The sequence below is a fragment of the Streptomyces sp. NPDC026672 genome (genome assembly GCF_040638185.1).
Lineage (GTDB): Bacteria > Actinomycetota > Actinomycetes > Streptomycetales > Streptomycetaceae > Streptomyces.
The window spans coordinates 39417-54341 of the sequence record NZ_JBEZXS010000001.1 but is presented as its reverse complement, the minus strand read 5'-3'; the positions used below and the strand labels follow the sequence as shown (position 1 = coordinate 54341).

Genomic DNA, 14925 nt, shown 5'->3' with positions numbered 1-14925 from the left:
GCGGAACGGGGCCGGCCGGCCCCGCGCCTCACGCGCCGATCTTCTCCTTCACCTGCGCCAGCGACGGGTTCGTGAGCGTCGAACCGTCCGCGAAGAGCACCGTGGGAACCGTCTGGTTGCCGCCGTTCGCCTTCTCCACGAACGCCGCGGACTCCGGGTCCTGCTCGATGTTGATCTCGCTGTACGCGATGCCCTCGCGGTCCATCTGGCTCTTCAGCCGACGGCAGTAGCCGCACCAGGTCGTGCTGTACATCGTCACGGTGCCCTGCATGTCTCTCGCGCTCCTTAGGCAGGTCGGTGAAGGACGTCCAGTCGATGAACGCACACGGCCCGGCCGCCATTCCCGAGGGGGGTATGCGCCGCCGCCGGGACGCCTGCCGCATCAGTACGACCGCGAGGCCGTCCCTGTGGACAACCGGCACAGCCGTCCCGGGCGACCTGGCAGCATGGCGGTGTGACAGCAGCAACGCACTCCACCCTCTTCCCGCGGGTACCGGACTCCGCCGACGCGGTGCTCGAAGGGCTCGACCCCGAGCAGCGCGAGGTGGCGACCGCCCTGCACGGCCCGGTGTGCGTGCTGGCCGGCGCCGGTACGGGCAAGACGCGGGCCATCACCCACCGCATCGCCTACGGAGTCCGCGCGGGCATCCTCCAGCCCTCCAGCGTGCTCGCCGTCACCTTCACCAACCGCGCCGCGGGAGAGATGCGCGGCCGGCTGCGCCAGCTCGGCGCCTACGGCGTCCAGGCCCGCACCTTCCACTCCGCGGCCCTGCGCCAGCTCCAGTACTTCTGGCCGAAGGCGGTCGGCGGCTCCATGCCCCGGCTCGTCGACCGCAAGATCCAGCTCGTCGCCGACGCGGCCGCCGCCTGCCGCATCCGCCTCGACCGGGGCGAGCTGCGCGACGTCACCGCCGAGATCGAATGGTCCAAGGTCACCCAGACCGTCCCCGCCGACTATCCCCTCGCCGCCGTCAAGGCGGGCCGCGAGGCCCCCCGGGACCCGGCCGAGATCGCCCAGGTCTACTCGGTGTACGAGGACCTCAAGCGCGACCGCGCCGTCATCGACTTCGAGGACGTCCTGCTGCTGACCGTCGCGATCCTCCAGGACCGGCACGACATCACCGAACAGGTCCGCTCCCAGTACCAGCACTTCGTGGTCGACGAGTACCAGGACGTCAGCCCCCTCCAGCAGCGCCTCCTCGAACTGTGGCTCGGCGAGCGGGACAGCCTGTGCGTCGTCGGCGACGCCAGCCAGACCATCTACTCCTTCACCGGCGCCACCCCCGACCACCTCCTCGACTTCCGCGTCCGCCACCCCGGCGCCACCGTCGTCAAGCTGGTCCGCGACTACCGCTCCACCCCCCAGGTCGTCCGCCTCGCCAACGGCCTGCTCGCCCAGGCCCACGGCCGCGCCGCCGACCACCGCCTGGAACTCGTCTCCCAGCGGGAGCCGGGCCCCGAACCCGTCTACACCGAGTACGGCGACGAGCCCGCCGAGGCCGAGGGGGCCGCCCGCCGCATCCGCGAGCTGATCGACTCGGGCGTCCCGGCCGCCGAGATCGCGGTCCTGTTTCGCACGAACTCCCAGTCCGAGACCTACGAACAGGCCCTCGCCGACGCCGGAGTCCCCTACCAGCTGCGCGGCGCCGAGCGGTTCTTCGACCGCCCCGAGGTCCGCAAGGCCGGCGTCGCCCTGCGCGGCGCCGCCCGCTTCGGCGGCAACGACTCCCTCCTGGACGACGCCGTGGACCTGCCCTCCCAGGTGCGCGCCGTCCTGTCGGGGGAGGGCTGGACCGGCGAACCCCCGGCCGGTTCCGGCGCCGTCAGGGAACGCTGGGAGTCGCTGGCCGCGCTGGCCAACCTCGCCCACGACTTCGCCGCCGCCCGCGCCGGCGCCACCCTGTCCGACTTCGTCGCCGAACTCGACGAGCGGGCCAATGCCCAGCACGCCCCCACCGTCCAGGGCGTCACCCTGGCCTCGCTGCACTCCGCCAAGGGCCTGGAGTGGGACGTCGTCTTCCTCGTCGGCGTGGCCGAGGGCATGATGCCGATCACCTACGCCAGGACCGACGAACAGATCGAGGAGGAGCGCCGTCTCCTTTACGTCGGCGTGACCCGGGCGAGAGAACGCCTCCATGTCTCCTGGGCGCTCACCCGGGCCCCGGGCGGCCGGGCCAACCGGAGACCGAGCCGCTTCCTCGACGGACTGCGCCCCGGCTCCACGGGTGCCGTCGGCCGCGCGGCCGCCGCTGCCTCCGGCGGCATCGAGCGCGGCCGGGCGGTCGCGGGTGTCGCCGCGCCCCGGCGGGCACAGCGCACCCCCGCCCGCTGCCGGGTGTGCGGGCGCACGCTCACCGACGCCGGCGAGATGAAACTGATGCGCTGCGAGGACTGCCCCTCCGACATGGACGAGGGCCTCTACGAGCGGCTGCGCGACTGGCGCGCCGAGCAGGCCCGGCGCAGCGGACAGCCGGCCTTCTGCGTGTTCACCGACAAGACCCTCATCGCCATCGCCGAGACCGCCCCCGAGGACGACGCCGAGCTGGCCCGCATCCCCGGCGTCGGCGTGCGCAAGCTCAACCGGTACGGGGCCGAAGTTCTGGCCATCTGCGCAGGTGGGGAGGGTGTCGAAGGCGCCGGTGAGGGTCTTTGAGAACTCGTCGCAAAAATAGTTTGCGCATGCCCCGGCAATCCCCATAGGTTCTAGGCACGGAAGCGGCGGCCTTCTCGGAGGCACCGATTCCGTGTTGTACTTGCATATCCGAACGGACTGGCTCACCCCCAGTCCCAGAGACGCCGAGAGGAGGCGAGTCCAGTGATCAGCATCGACATCAGCACCATCGGCACGGCCAAAACGAGCGATCGCTCGGCCGTCTCCCTGTGCACGCTCGGCGCCTCTGTCCCGGGCACCGGTCTGTCCGGTGTTCCCGCCGTGCGTTCGGAGTCCTCCGTTTCCCTCGCGGTCCTTCCCGTCCGTGAGCGCAATGAGCGACCGACCGAGGCACTGGAAGCAGTAGCGGCACAGGCGCAGGCCTATGCCTTTACGGCAGCCGGTGCCGGAAGCCGGAAGCAGACGACGCAGCACCACCTGATGTGGGCCTTCCGTGGGCCAGACCCCTGGAGTGATCCAGCCTGATCGTCGATCAGGCCGGCGCCTTCAGGGCCGCGGAACCCCACCCGGGATCCGCGGCCCTTCTGTTTGTCCAGGAACTTGGACAACGGGCGAAGGGGCCTCGGGACAAGAGAACAACCCGGTACCAGCCGCCACCCGGTCCCACCCGACCGGAACGACCAGACGAGGAAGACGATCCGTGCAACTCGAAGCGCACGCCCCGTCCGTCCCGCCTTCCGAGACGATCCCCCCGCCCGGCCTCACGGAGGACTCCACCTTGACCCCGCTCACGGCGCTCACCGCGCTCGACGACGCCATCGAGAACCTCGGCGTACCCGTCCCCTGCCGTTCCTACGACCCGGAGGTCTTCTTCGCCGAGACCCCGGCCGACGTCGAGTACGCCAAGTCCCTCTGCCGCACCTGCCCGCTGATCGAGGCCTGCCTCGCCGGCGCCAAGGAGCGGCGTGAGCCCTGGGGCGTCTGGGGCGGCGAACTGTTCGTCCAGGGTGTTGTCGTCGCCCGGAAGCGGCCGCGTGGCCGCCCGCGCAAGAACCCGGTCACGGCATGAACATCACAGGAACCATCGATCGCCCCGTCACGCACGACCCCACGAAGCAGGCCCCGATGAAGCCGTCCACCAGCGAGCCCGCAGGCTCCGCGACCCCATACGTCACCACCAGTGGCGCGACCGACTCGCGTCAGAACAGGACCCGAGAGATGCAACTCATCCCAGAAGCCCTGGCTCGTGCGCATATGCACGACAGGCTGCACGAGGCGGAGCGGGAGCGCCGGGCCGTGCGCCTGGCGACCGCTCGCCGGATGCAGCGCCGTGCGGAGCGCGCGTCGCTGCGCGCCCGCCGGGCACTCGCCATGGCGGTCATGCAGTGACCGACCACACCTGAAGCGGTGGCCCCCCGAGACGGGGGGCGACGACTTCCCCGCGGGGGCCGGTCCGTCCGAACGGACCGGCCCCCGCGGCGCGTTGGCACCGGCCCGGGCAGGTCCCCGGTCGGGCCGGTCTCACGCAGGCTCCGCCGACTCCTCCTCGTCCACCGCTTCCACCTCCGGGACGAAGCCCGGAAGCCACTCCTCCAGTTCCTGCCGCAGCCGCACCGTCGCGCCCAGCTGGCACAGCACGCCGATGGTGCTCAGGGTCACCCGGTGTATCAGCAGATAGGCCGGGGGCAGGTTGAGCTGCTTGCCCAGCTGGTAGGCGGGGGAGCGGGGATCGCCGATGCGGGCCGCCTGGCTGCGCATCCAGGAGCGGGTGAAGGTGAACTCGTCCACCAGGGCCGGCTCGATGATCGGCAGCAGATAGTCGAGCACCGCGTCCGGGTCCAGCTCTATCGATTCCTTGACGAAGCCCTCGGCCCGGAGCATCTCGTAGACCGCCTCGGCCTCGCCGTCCAGCGTCATCCGCAGGGCCTCGCCGATCGGTTCCGGCAGGCCGCCGGGGAGGCGGTCGACCGTGCCGAAGTCCAGGACGCCGAGCCGCCAGTCGTCCTCGCCCTTCGGGCCGCCGGGCAGCAGACGGAAGTTGCCCGGATGCGGGTCCGCGTGCAGCAGGCCGGTGCGGGCCGGGCCCGAGAAGAGGAAGAGGGCCAGGAGCTGGCCGGCGCGGTCGCGCTGTTCGGCGGTGCCGTCGGTGATGATCTCCGAGAGCGGGACGCCGTCGATCCACTCGGTGACGAGCACCCGCTCGCACTGGTGCACCACCGCGGGGACCGCGATGTCCGGATCGTCCGCGAACTCCTCCGCGTGGGCCTGCTGGGCCTGCGCCTCCAGGCCGTAGTCCAGCTCCTCCGAGACGCGGTCGCGGAGTTCGGCGATCAGCGGCTTGACGTCCATGCCCGGGATGAGGGGGCCCAACAGCCGGGCGAAGCGGCTGAGTTGGGTGAGGTCGGACAGCAGGGCGTCACCCGCGCCCGGGTACTGCACCTTGACCGCGACCTCACGGCCGTCGTGCCACACCGCCCGGTGCACCTGGCCGATCGAGGCCGCCGCCGCGGGCTTGTCCTCGAACTCGGTGAACAGCTCCTGCCAGTTCGTGCCGAGCTGTTCCTCCAGCACCGCGTGCACGGTGCGGGTCGGCATGGGCGGCGCCGCGTCCTGGAGCTTCGTCAGGGCCGCCCGGTAGGGGCCCGCGACCTCCTCGGGCAGCGCCGACTCGAAGACGGACAGGGCCTGCCCGAACTTCATCGCGCCGCCCTTCAGCTCCCCGAGGACCTTGAACAACTGATCCGCGGTCCGCTGTTGCAGCTCGCGGCCGACGATCTCCGCGGACTCGCCCACGATCCGCTTGCCCAGGCCCCAGGTGGCCCGGCCGGCGAAGCCGAGCGGGAGCGCGGCGAGCTTGGCGGTCCGGGTGACCGCCTTGCGGGGAAGATCAGACATGCGCCCTCCAAGTCCCAGCCGGCCGAGCCGCGTCTGCCGTGCGTGGTCGCTCCGTCGACGGCCGTTGCACCGCCATTGTCTCGTGCGGCTCCGCGTCCGTTGAGGAGTGTTCCCCTTTAGCCTTCTCCGCCGCCCCGCAGGAGCATGCGGGATGCGGCCAGACCGGTCGCGCGTGCCAGTTCAGATGGGGCAGGGACACCTCCCAGCGGGCGCCCGCGGTCGACGGCGACTCCCCGTCGAGGAAGGCCAGGGCGTGGGCCGCCGCGAGCCCGGCGACCGTTGTCGCCAGTGCCATGTCGCAGGGTGCCACGGTGCGCGACCTCCCGGAACGCCACTGGGCGACCAGCCGGGGCCAGGCCGGGTCCCGGTCCGTGCGGTCCTGGTGGAGACAGCCCGCGCAGCTCGTCCCGCCGGGCAGGACCAGGGGGCCCACGATCCCGGTCCCCTCCACGACACCCGCGTACAGATGGGGCGTTCCCGACTCCATGAGCGGGTCGGCGGCGAAGGGGTCCGGGGTGTGCACGACGACATCGTCCCGCGGGGCGAGGACGACCAGGGAGAACCCGGGGTCGCCGTCGTGCCGCCCTGAACCGTGGCCCGCGCCGCGTGGTGGGCGCTCCGGGGCCGCCGCGCGCACGGCCCTGCGCGCGGCCTCGTCCCGGCGCTCGCCCACCGACCCGGCGGGCAGCCCGCCCGGTGCGACGTCCCACGGTTCGACCCGGCCGACGTCCCGCACGTCGACCTCGCCGACGCCCGCGCCCGACAGCACCGAGGCCAGCAGCGCACCGACCCGGCCGGCACCCCTCACCTGGACGCGCAGCCGACGGCGGGCCGCGAGCCGGCCGATCGCGCCACCCGGCTCGGACGAGACCAGGGAGAGCGACGCCAGGTCCGGGCGCAGCCGGTCCAGGACGTCCTTCTTCTCCCGCAGCGCGTCCGCGGCCGGGCCCCCGCCCCGCGCGTCGTCGAGCAGTCCCGCCCGGGCCAGCCGCCGCACCAGGAGGTCGACATGGCCGTCGGGCAGGTCCATCCGCCGTCCCTCCTCCCGCAGCAGCGGAACCCCGCGCGTGCCGTTGAGCAGGTCCAGGAAGCTGCCCGTCGCCGTGTCCATCGGGCCGAGCGTCAGCGCGTGCGCCGGTGTCATCCCGAACTGCACGGTGTTGAGGTCGCGCCAGCCGCGCCTGAGCGCGGGCTTCACCTGCGGATGCATGACAGCCCCCCGTCGACATGGGTGTTCCGGGACATCGTTCCGGGACATCGGTGGTCCGCCGGGGGAATCGGTCGCATCCCGCCCGGCGACTGCCAGCATGCCCGCCGCCGCGATCCGGTGCCGAAAGTTGCCCACAGGCGGTGGATGATCGTCGTACGAATCGATCGTGAGATACCGGATCAGCACCGAACCGTCCCGGAGCCGGGACTTCCCCCATGTGCACCGGGTAACGTCGGGGCGTGCCCGCCGACCCACTGCACCGCGCCGGAAAGACACAGCGCAGTACGACGAGCCAGCCGCAGAGCGGCTCCGGGGCGAGCGCGATCGAGGTCCGCAGGAGTTCCCGGCGCCGCCGGACGGTCTCCGCGTACCGCGAGGGCGATCGCACCATCGTGCTCATCCCCGCCCGGATGTCCGAGGCGGAGGAGCAGCGCTGGGTGACCGTCATGCTCGACAAGCTGGCCGCCCAGGAGAGCAAACGGTCGCTGGGCGGCGACAGCGAACTCGCCGAGCGTGCCGCGCGGCTCTCCGCCCAGTACTTCGACGGCCGGGCCCGGCCCGCCTCGGTGCGCTGGGTCACCAACCAGAACACCCGCTGGGGCTCCTGCACCCCGGCCGAGGGCAGCATCCGGCTCTCGCACCGGCTCCAGGGCATGCCCGAGTACGTCGTCGACTACGTGCTCTGCCACGAACTCGCGCATCTGCTGGTGCCGGGCCACGGCCCCCGGTTCTGGCAACTGCTCGACGCGTATCCGCGCACCGAACGGGCCCGCGGCTACCTCGAAGGAGTGGTTGCGGCCGACCGGTTGCCACCGCCGTTCGAGGCGGACGACGAATGACCGCCGCGGCCGGACACCGTCCGCCACACCGCGTCGGGTGCCGTTCTCGGGGCCGCTGAACGGTTGTGTACCGGGTCTGTACCGACTTGGTCCGATGTCGGAGTTAGCCGTTAGCCTGACGCGACGCACTCACATCGGGATGGGGGACGGTCGTTACGCATGGCCAGGGAATTCCAACGCGGCCACAAGGCCCGGATCAGTGACCTCACGGCGGGCACGGATCTGTACGTAGGCGTACAGATCTCCGCGCCCGGACTGACCTTCGACATCAGCTGCTTCGGACTGGACGCCGACGAACGTCTCTCGGACGACCGGTACTTCGTGTTCTTCAACCAGCCGAAGTCCCCCGAGGAGTCCATCCAGCTGCTGGGCGCCCAGGCGGGCGACACCGAGTCCTTCCGGATCACGCTCGACCGGATCCCGCCGCGGATCCAGAAGCTGTCCTTCACCGCGACCGTCGACGGCGCCGGGCAGATGTCACAGGTCGGCCCCGGATACCTGCGCATCGTGGCCGGCGGCGAGGAGGTGGCCCGGTACCCCTTCAGCGGCGCGGAGTTCTCCACCGAGCGCGCCGTCATGCTCGGCGACTTCTACCTCAAGGACGTCTGGCGGTTCGCGGCCGTCGGACAGGGCTTCGACGGCGGCCTCGAAGCGCTGCTGAAGAACTTCGGCGGCGAGGTGGCGGAGGAGGAGCCCGCGCCCGCCCCGCAGCAGCAGCCGGCCGGTACCGCTCCGGGCTTCGCCCCGCCCGCCCGGTCCGCCGCCCCGCCCGCCTTCGGCGCCCCGGCGGCTCCCGCGGCTCCGACCGCCCCCACCCCGCCGCCCGCACCCGCCGTCCAGGGCTTCGCACCGCCACCGGGAGCCCCCGCGCCCCCGGCACCCGCCCCCACCATGCACGGCGCGCCGACCGTCATCGCGCCCCTCACCCCGCCGCCCGGCGGCCAGGTGCCGCCCCCGGCCCCCGCACCCGCGCCCTACGGGCAGCCCCAGCAGTCGTACGGCGGCCAGCCCGGCGCCCCGAGCGCACCCATGCCCCCCGGTTACGGCCAGCCCCCGGCGCCGCCGGCCGGCTACGGCCAGCCGCCCGCGCCTCCCGGATACGGCCAGCAGCCGCCGTTCGGACAGGTCCCCGGCCAGCAGACCCCCGGCTACGGCGTGCCTCAGGGAGCGCCCCAGGGCGCCGGAGTGGGCGCCGCGCTCCAGAAGTTCAAGGAGACGCCCACCGGCCAGCGCTGGACCCAGCAGAACTCCAAGCTGATCCGTGTCGACCTCGGCATCGGCGGCCAGCCGGTGCTCGCCCGGCAGGGCAGCATGGTGCTCTACCAGGGCAAGGTCGACTTCAGCTACAAGGGCGCCGGGTTCGCCGGACGGATCGTGGGCAACGCCACCGGCCAGGAGATGCAGCTGATGCGCTGCACCGGCCAGGGCCAGGTCTTCCTCGCCGAGGAGGCCACGCACCTCCACCCCGTCGAGCTCCAGGGCGACGCGATCTGCGTCTCCGCCGAGAACGTCCTCGCCTTCGACGAGAGCCTCCAGTACGAGGTCCGCCGCATCGAGGGACACGGCATCCCCGGGGGCGCCCTGTTCACCATGCAGTTCCAGGGCACCGGCACGGTCGTCGTCAAGACGCACGGCACGCCCGTCGTCCTGCCCGTCACGCCCACCACCTTCGCCGACTGCAACGCGGTCGTCGCCTGGTCGGCGGCCTCCCAGGTGATCGTCTCCAGCCAGGTCCGCATGCGCCGCAACGCCTACCCGGGCGACACCGGGGAGAGCATCAACCTCCAGTTCCGGGGAGCGCCCGGCAACTTCATCGTCGTCCAGCCGTACGAGGTCTGAGGGAGCCCGTCATGAACCAGCCGCTCGCGGGCTACGCCCCCGCACCCGTCGCCGCCCGCATGGACAACCACGGCGACCACATGCTGAAGGTCGCCATGCAGACCGGGAACGACCTCCTCGCGCGCGTGGGGTCGATGGTCGCCTACGAGGGCTTCATCCAGTACGAGCCCAACCCGCCGGCCGTGCGCCAGATCGCCCGCGACTGGGCCACCGGCGAGGGCGCGCCCCTGATGAAGTGCTCCGGCGACGGCCTGCTCTACCTCGCCGACTACGGCGCGAACGTGGTCGTCATCAACCTCAACGGCGACGGCATCTCGGTCAACGCCACCAACCTGCTCGCCTTCGACGCCCACCTCACCTGGGGCGTCGAACGGGTCAAGGGACTGGCGAAGTTCGCCGGGCAGGGCCTGTGGAACACCAGGATCTCCGGACAGGGCTGGGTCGCGCTGACCTCCCGGGGCAAGCCGATCGTCGTCGACTGCGGCGGCGGCGAGGACGAGACCTACGTCGACCCGGACGCGCTCGTCGCCTGGTCCCCGAACCTCAAGGTGAAGGGCAAGCGCAGCTTCAAGGCGCAGTCACTGATCGGCCGGGGCAGCGGCGAGGCGTACCAGATGGCCTTCTCCGGCCAGGGCATCGTCGTCGTCCAGCCCAGCGAGGACAGCACCGACCGCCTCCGGGTCCGGGGCTGAGGGGGAGCCAGAGAGCCATGCAGAGCCCGCTTTTCGCCTTCAACGACCAGCAGACCCAGGAACGCTGGAGCCTGCAGAACAAGCAGATGCTGCGGATCACCCTCGCAGGCCACGACGACCTCCTCGCCCGCAAGGGCACCATGGTCGCCTACCAGGGCCTCGTCGAGTTCGACGCCGAGTACCGCAGCAACAGCCAGTCCCGCGCGCGGGCGTACACGGGAGAGGGCCTGGACCTCATGCGCTGCCACGGGCAGGGCACGGTCTACCTCGCCAACCTCGCGCAGTACGTCCATGTCGTCGACGTCGAGCCGGACGGCCTCACCGTCGACAGCGCCTACGTCCTCGCCATGGACTCCTCGCTGCACCACGAGGTCGTCGCCGTCGACAGCCTGTACGGCATCTCGGGGTCCGGGAAGTACCAGCTCAACATCACCGGGCAGGGCAAGGTCGCCCTGATGACCTCGGGCGCCCCGCTGATGATGCAGGTCACGCCCGACAAGTACGTCAACTGTGACGCCGACGCGATCGTCGCCTGGTCGACCGGTCTGCGGGTGCAGATGCAGGCACAGACGCACTCCTCCGGGGTGTGGCGGCGGCGAGGCAACACCGGAGAGGGCTGGGAGCTGAGCTTCATGGGCAGCGGCTACGCGCTCGTCCAGCCCAGCGAGTTGCTGCCGCCGCAGCACGCCCAGATCGGCCAGGGCCTCGCCGCGCAGTTCGGCATGGGCCAGCACGGGGCGCGGGGACAGAACCAGGGCAACGTCTGGAGCTGAGCGTCCGGGAAAGCGACGTGCGGGGCGTCCGCCCGGGGTGGGCGCCCCGCACCACCGTCACAGCCGGGCGAGCGTGGCCTTCAGCAGCCGTACGACCGAGTCGTCCGCGACGTCCGCCACCTCGTCGTACGGGAACCAGCGCACGTCCAGGGACTCGTCACTGACCGTGTGCTCCGCGTCCGGGGGCGCCAGCGCGGCGTACTCGACGTCGAAGTGCCAGTGGCACGGCGGCGGGATCGGATGCCGGTCCAGTCGCACCGGACCGCCCGGGAGCAGGGTCAGACCCGCGATGCCGGACTCCTCCGTCGCCTCCCGCAGGGCCGCCGCCGCGAGCGTCGGATCGCCCGGCTCGCAGTGCCCGCCCATCTGGAGCCACATGCGCAGCTTCTTGTGCAGGGTCAGCAGCACCCGGCCGCGCGCGGGGTCGATCACCAGGGCGCTCGCCGTGACATGACCGGCCCCGCACGCCTTCCAGACCCCGTCCGGGTGCGCCGCGAGGTGGTCCAGGTACGCCTGGCGCAGCTCGTCCTGGTCCTCGTAGCCCTTCAGCACGAGGACCGTGTCGTCGTACAGGCTCACTCGGTGTCGTCGCCCTTGTCGCCCTCGTCGGCCCGGCCGTCCTGGTCCTTCTTGCGCAGGTCCGGCTTGCCGGCGGAACCGTCCGCCGCCTCGCCCAGCAGCTTGTCCAGCTCGGAGAAGTCGAGCTGCTCGCGGTGCACGAAGCCGTCCGGGTCGTCCAGGTCGGTGGCCGTCGGCAGCATGTCCGGGTGGGCCCACAGGGCGTCCCGGCCGTCCACACCGCGCGCGTCCGTGAGCGAGGCCCACAGCCGGGAGGCGTCCCGCAGACGGCGTGGGCGCAGCTCCAGACCGATCAGCGTGGCGAACGTCTGCTCCGCGGGACCGCCTGTCGCGCGGCGGCGGCGCAGCGTCTCGCGCAGCGCGTCGGCGGACGACAGACGCGGCTTCGCGGCCGCGTGGACCACCGCGTCGACCCAGCCCTCGACGAGCGCCAGAGCCGTCTCCAGCCGCGCCAGGGCGGCCTTCTGCTCGGGCGTGTCCTCCGGCTGGAACATGCCCTGCTGAAGGGCGTCCTGGAGCTGTTCCGGGTTCTGCGGGTCGAACTGGCCGACCACGTCCTCCAGCTTGGCCGTGTCGACCTTGATCCCGCGCGCGTACCCGTCGACCGCGCCGAACAGGTGCGAGCGCAGCCACGGCACGTGCGAGAACAGGCGCTGGTGGGCGGCCTCGCGCAGGGCGAGGTACAGCCGCACCTCCTCCTTCGGGACGCCCAGGTCCTTGCCGAAGGACTCGACATTGGCCGGCAGCAGCGCGGCCCGGCCGGCGGGGCCGAGCGGCAGGCCGATGTCGGTCGAGCCGACGACCTCGCCCGCGAGCACACCGACGGCCTGCCCGATCTGCGTGCCGAACATGGCGCCGCCCATCGAGCGCATCATGCCGATCAGCGGGCCCGCCATGGCCTGCATCTCCTCCGGCAGGACGTCGCCCATGGCCGCGCCGACACGCTCGGCGACCGGGTCGACCAGCTCCTTCCAGGCAGGAAGAGTGGCCTCGACCCACTCCGCGCGGGACCACGCCACGGCGGAGCCCGCGCCGGACGGCAGGGACGTCGCGTCGTCCAGCCACAGGTCGGCGAGGCGCACGGCCTCCTGGACGGCGGTGCGCTCGGCGGGGCCGACGCTCGCGTCCTTGACGCCGTCAGGGGTGCCCTGGGAGACCGTCTGGCGGGCGATCTGCTTGGCCATGTCCCAGTTCACCGGGCCGCCCTCGTAGGAGAGCATCTGGCCGAGCTGCTGGAACGCGGCGCCCAGGTCGGTGGGGTTCAGCGAACCGAACATGGCTGCGAGCGGATTGTCGGCGCCGGGGCCGCCGAAGCCGCCGGCTCCGGGCGCTCCGAAACCGAACGGGTTGGCCGGTCCCTGCCCACCACCGCTCTCCTGGTCCTTCTTCTTGCCCTCGTCGCCGTCGTCCGGCTCCTCCGGCGGAAGGCCGAATCCGAATGGGGTGTCACTCACGGGATTCCTCGGCTGGTAAGGCCACCGGTTCTCTCCGGCGGCGCGGCTGCCCGACAACACCACCCAGCGTAGACACCAGGACCCGATCGGGCCTCGGTGCTTCGCCGACTCTCGGCCTGCGGCAGGATGGATGCCACCTGGTACGTACGCGTCACACGCGCCCGTACTGAAGACAACCTCTGGAGACGCCCGGTGAGTTCCCCAGACCCTCAGGTTCGCGCAGCGCGAAACCATTCAACCCCACCCGCGACCCGCGGGCCCGTCGTCGCGGTCACCGGCGCCGCGCGCGGCATCGGCGCGCTGCTCACGGAGAGGCTGGCCGCGTCCGGGGAGATCAAGCGGGTCGTCGCCATCGACGAGCGGCGCGGGGAGTGCACGGCGGCCCAGTGGCACGTCCTCGACGTGCGGGATCCGGCGATCGCGGAGCGGCTGCGAGGCGCGGACGTGGTGGTGCACCTGGCGCTGGACCTCGATCTGGAGACGGACCCGGCCGCCCGAACGGCCTACAACGTACGGGGGACGCAGACCGTGCTGACCGCCGCGGCGGCTGCCGGGGTGCACCGGGTGGTGCTGTGCACCTCCGCGATGGTCTACGGGGCGCTGCCGGACAACGAGCTGCCGCTGTCGGAGGACGCGGAGCTGCGCGCCACGGCGGAGGCCACGGGCGTGGGGGACCTGCTGGAGATCGAGCGGCTGGCGCGACGGGCGCCGCGGGCGCATCCGGGACTGAACGTCACCGTGGTGCGTCCGGCGGTGCTCGTCGGGGGCACCGACACGGCACTGACCAGGTACTTCGAGTCCCCGCGTCTGCTCGTCGTCGCCGGGTCGCGGCCCGCATGGCAGTTCTGCCACGTCGAGGATCTGTGCGGGGCGCTGGAGTACGCCGTGCTGGAGAAGGTCGACGGGGAACTCGCCGTGGGCTGCGACGGGTGGCTGGAGCAGGAGGAGGTCGAGGAGCTGAGCGGGATCCGGCGGATGGAACTGCCGTCGGCGGTCGCGCTGGGCGCGGCGGCCAGGCTGCACCGGATCGGGCTCACGCCGTCGCCCGCGGGGGACCTCGCCTACACGATGTACCCCTGGGTGGTCAGCGGGAGCCGGCTGCACGACGCCGGGTGGCGGCCCAGGTGGACCAACGAGGAGGTCCTCGCCGAGCTGCTGGAGGAGGTCTCGGGGCGGCACACGGTCGCCGGGCGGCGGCTGGGGCGGAAGGACGCGACGGCTGCGGGGGCCGCGGGGGCGACGGTCGCGTTGCTCGGGGCGGCGGCGGTGGTGCGACGCGCGCGGAAGGCTCGGCGCCGCATCTGACGTTCGGCCGGTGGTTCGGGCGCCCCTCGTCGCAGGCGGCCTCGCGGGGGCTGCGCCCCCGGACCCCCGTCCCTGGCCCATCCACCACCCGACTCGGTTGGTCGAGAGTGGTCGCGAGGGGTCGTGAGTCCGGCTCCGTGGGTTGCGTGGGGGCCGTGATCGTTCCCGCGCGTGAGCGGTATTCCGGGATGTCGGGGGTGTGGGGCACGATGGGGGCATGGCACCCACTCGTGAACATCCCGGTGAGCAGGCCGCGCAGGAGCCCATCGTGCTGCTCGGCATCCGGGAGACCCCGCTCTCCGTCGACGAGGTGTTCAAGGCCGTGGGCGACGACGCGGCGGGCGGCACCGCCCTGTTCGTCGGCACCGTGCGCAACCACGACTCCGGTGCGGACGTGGACCGGCTGTCCTACTCCAGCCACCCCACCGCCGAGGCCGAGCTGCGGCGCGTCGCCGAGAAGGTCGTCGCCGAACATCCCGTCCGCGCGCTGGCCGCCGTCCACCGTGTGGGGGATCTGCGGGTCGGGGATCTCGCGGTCGTCGTCGCGGTGTCGTGTCCGCACCGCGGAGAGGCGTTCGAGGCGTGCCGGAAGCTGATCGACGACCTCAAGCACGAAGTTCCCATCTGGAAGCACCAGACGTTCTCCGACGGCACCGAGGAATGGGTCGGCGCCTGCTGACGTCCGACGCCGGAATCCCGGTTGCGTAACCGCACCCCTGCCGTGAGCG

The 14925-nt window shown here is 72.3% G+C and carries 15 protein-coding genes; 10 read left to right on the top strand and 5 right to left on the bottom strand.

Features of this window, described 5'->3' with window-relative positions; genetic code table 11:
• Positions 1-28 precede the first annotated feature (28 nt).
• Entirely contained in the window at positions 29-271 is a 243-nt protein-coding gene (locus tag AB0F77_RS00265) for a mycoredoxin (protein WP_361938828.1), read from the bottom strand.
• A gap of 183 nt (positions 272-454) precedes the next feature.
• On the opposite strand from AB0F77_RS00265, the gene AB0F77_RS00260 reads away from it, so the two are divergent.
• From AB0F77_RS00260 to AB0F77_RS00245, 4 genes are all read left to right on the top strand, one after another.
• Positions 455-2653, top strand: a complete 2199-nt coding sequence (locus tag AB0F77_RS00260; protein ID WP_361938825.1) for an ATP-dependent DNA helicase UvrD2 — start codon at positions 455-457, stop codon at positions 2651-2653.
• 162 nt (positions 2654-2815) lie between these two features.
• Positions 2816-3136 carry a hypothetical protein gene (locus tag AB0F77_RS00255; RefSeq protein ID WP_361938822.1) on the top strand — a complete coding sequence of 107 codons (321 nt, stop codon included), beginning with the start codon at positions 2816-2818 and terminating at the stop codon, positions 3134-3136.
• Between the two features lie 175 nt (positions 3137-3311).
• Positions 3312-3680: a WhiB family transcriptional regulator gene (locus tag AB0F77_RS00250; RefSeq protein WP_361938819.1), complete on the top strand. Its 369-nt coding sequence runs from the start codon at positions 3312-3314 to the stop codon at positions 3678-3680.
• On the top strand, positions 3677-4000 hold the full coding sequence (locus tag AB0F77_RS00245; protein ID WP_361938817.1) for a hypothetical protein: 324 nt from the start codon (positions 3677-3679) through the stop codon (positions 3998-4000). Before AB0F77_RS00250 ends, AB0F77_RS00245 begins: the two co-directional genes overlap by 4 nt.
• Before the next feature lie 132 nt (positions 4001-4132).
• Here the strand turns inward: AB0F77_RS00245 and AB0F77_RS00240 are convergent, their stop codons facing one another.
• On the bottom strand, positions 4133-5506 hold the full coding sequence (locus AB0F77_RS00240; RefSeq protein ID WP_361938814.1) for an AarF/UbiB family protein: 1374 nt from the start codon (positions 5504-5506) through the stop codon (positions 4133-4135).
• A complete protein-coding gene (locus tag AB0F77_RS00235; RefSeq protein ID WP_361938811.1) occupies positions 5499-6716 on the bottom strand; it encodes a TOMM precursor leader peptide-binding protein in 1218 nt (405 codons plus the stop codon). The genes AB0F77_RS00240 and AB0F77_RS00235 overlap by 8 nt, the downstream gene beginning before the upstream one ends.
• Positions 6717-6955: 239 nt before the next feature.
• On the opposite strand from AB0F77_RS00235, the gene AB0F77_RS00230 reads away from it, so the two are divergent.
• From AB0F77_RS00230 to AB0F77_RS00215, 4 genes are all read left to right on the top strand, one after another.
• Positions 6956-7555: a M48 family metallopeptidase gene (locus AB0F77_RS00230; RefSeq protein WP_361938808.1), complete on the top strand. Its 600-nt coding sequence runs from the start codon at positions 6956-6958 to the stop codon at positions 7553-7555.
• Between the two features lie 159 nt (positions 7556-7714).
• Positions 7715-9394: a TerD family protein gene (locus tag AB0F77_RS00225; protein WP_361938805.1), complete on the top strand. Its 1680-nt coding sequence runs from the start codon at positions 7715-7717 to the stop codon at positions 9392-9394.
• A gap of 11 nt (positions 9395-9405) precedes the next feature.
• A complete protein-coding gene (locus AB0F77_RS00220; RefSeq protein WP_361938802.1) occupies positions 9406-10086 on the top strand; it encodes an AIM24 family protein in 681 nt (226 codons plus the stop codon).
• A 17-nt stretch (positions 10087-10103) separates the two neighbouring features.
• Positions 10104-10859 (top strand): AIM24 family protein, encoded by a 756-nt coding sequence (locus tag AB0F77_RS00215; protein ID WP_361938799.1) that lies wholly within the window; start codon positions 10104-10106, stop codon positions 10857-10859.
• A 57-nt stretch (positions 10860-10916) separates the two neighbouring features.
• On the opposite strand, the gene AB0F77_RS00210 is transcribed toward AB0F77_RS00215, so the two are convergent.
• Together AB0F77_RS00210 and AB0F77_RS00205 are read right to left on the bottom strand one after the other, a co-directional pair.
• Positions 10917-11438 (bottom strand): NUDIX hydrolase, encoded by a 522-nt coding sequence (locus AB0F77_RS00210; RefSeq protein WP_361938796.1) that lies wholly within the window; start codon positions 11436-11438, stop codon positions 10917-10919.
• Positions 11435-12892 (bottom strand): zinc-dependent metalloprotease, encoded by a 1458-nt coding sequence (locus AB0F77_RS00205; protein ID WP_361938793.1) that lies wholly within the window; start codon positions 12890-12892, stop codon positions 11435-11437. Before AB0F77_RS00205 ends, AB0F77_RS00210 begins: the two co-directional genes overlap by 4 nt.
• A gap of 192 nt (positions 12893-13084) precedes the next feature.
• Between AB0F77_RS00205 and AB0F77_RS00200 the strand changes: the two genes are divergently transcribed.
• Positions 13085-14197, top strand: coding sequence for an SDR family oxidoreductase (locus tag AB0F77_RS00200; protein ID WP_361938790.1), 1113 nt, complete (start codon positions 13085-13087; stop codon positions 14195-14197).
• Between the two features lie 217 nt (positions 14198-14414).
• Positions 14415-14876 carry a molybdenum cofactor biosynthesis protein MoaE gene (locus AB0F77_RS00195; protein WP_361938787.1) on the top strand — a complete coding sequence of 154 codons (462 nt, stop codon included), beginning with the start codon at positions 14415-14417 and terminating at the stop codon, positions 14874-14876.
• Positions 14877-14925 lie beyond the last annotated feature (49 nt).